Below are 1,421 nucleotides of genomic sequence, written 5' to 3'. Positions count from 1 at the left end.
CAGCCCTTTCAAGGTCTTTTGGCTTTAGCTGCCTTGAGCACCCGATCCGTTGACACATGGGCATTCGCGGCTTTGCCTTCAAGCCACTCCTTTGACTTGGGCACTTTCGGGCCTCGTTTGCTCTTGGCGACCGCTTTGGGCTGGATATTTCGAGCGAGTGCGAGCAGGTACTGAGTCAGTCCTGCGGCGGGGATCGGGATGCATAGATATTCTGGCAAGGCTATTTGCATCCCCTCGTAACCGCTGCGTACCTGTACCGCTAGGTGAAAAATCGATGCTTCCCAATCATCGGGCAGGTTCTGGCGATGAGCCTGCTCGACGCTGCGTTTGAGCACGGACAGAACGTTGTAAGCCAACACGGCCGACGCAAATCCCAACAGGGCTGCTTTAGGGTTGCCCAAGGTTTCGATTTCACTGTCCAACACCGCTTCCAGGCGCTGGAACATCCCTTCGATGCTCCAGCGACGGCGGTACAAATCGGCGATTTGCTCAGCACTGATGGAGTCGGGCAAGTTGCTCCAGAACAGCAGCGTGGCATCGCCGGATTCGGTGGGGGTTTGCAGGTTCAGTTCGACTCGCCGCCACTGGCGTCCACCTTTTACTTCAATGATTTGCTCGCGCACGTTGCCTGCCGCGACCGCGACAGGCCCCTGCCAGTCGCTTTCCTTAAGCAGGCGTGGATGTTTGCTCTGTTCGCGAATGATGAACGAGGCCCCGGTGTCTTCGCAGGCCTCCATGACCGGGAGCGTGCAGTAGAGTCGATCAGCCATCCACAGTTGCCCCGCACTGGCCTTTTCCAGCAACGGCAGCACGCTGACGCGTTCGCTGGCATAGGCATCTTCGCAAGGCTGAAGATCAACGACCTGGTCCAGATCGGGGTCGTAAACCACAACGGAAAAACCAGGCCGGGCGGCGCCCCGTTCACGGCGCAAAGCGCCCAGACGCTTTTCGCTGGAAGGCAGGTGGTTACCGTCAACGACCCGTAGTTGCCAGCCAGGCAAAATGGCTGAGTGCCCCAGTTCTTTTATCGTTGGTACCAAGCGCTCTGCGCTGCCGGTGACCAGGGCGCGCAGTAGCGCAGGCTCTGTACGACTGACCTTGTCATACAGCGCCGCCAAGCTGACAGGAAGATCTTCCATCTGCCGCGCAGCGGCATGCAGCGAAGGTCGCAAGCCCAATGAAACAAGGGACATCAGTTCAACGATGGTTGAAAACAAAAGCTCACGTGGGTACTGCCGCTGACGGTGCTCTTCGAACACCTGATCGATCCATTCAGCAGGAACAGCCTGTTCCAATACCACTCTGGTCATGACACTGGCCGGTGCTTTTCTCTCAAACCGCGCTAGAACCTCTGCCCACATCGCTTTCGTCACCCTGACTGGAGTTTTGGGGGATTTTATCAAAGACCTTGAAAGGGCTGG

1 protein-coding gene is annotated in these 1,421 nt (G+C 57.6%); it reads right to left on the bottom strand.

All coding sequences use genetic code 11. From position 1 onward, the window contains the following. Positions 1-8 precede the first annotated feature (8 nt). Positions 9-1,310 carry an IS4 family transposase gene (locus tag V7773_RS30185; RefSeq protein WP_336076492.1) on the bottom strand — a complete coding sequence of 434 codons (1,302 nt, stop codon included), beginning with the start codon at positions 1,308-1,310 and terminating at the stop codon, positions 9-11. Between the last annotated feature and the right edge of the window lie 111 nt (positions 1,311-1,421).

Origin of the sequence: Pseudomonas sp. 3JA (assembly GCF_036961705.1) — a bacterium.
GTDB lineage: Bacteria > Pseudomonadota > Gammaproteobacteria > Pseudomonadales > Pseudomonadaceae > Aquipseudomonas > Aquipseudomonas fluorescens_Q.
Note: the sequence above shows the minus strand (reverse complement) of the source record. Positions and strands in the feature narration are given on the sequence as shown.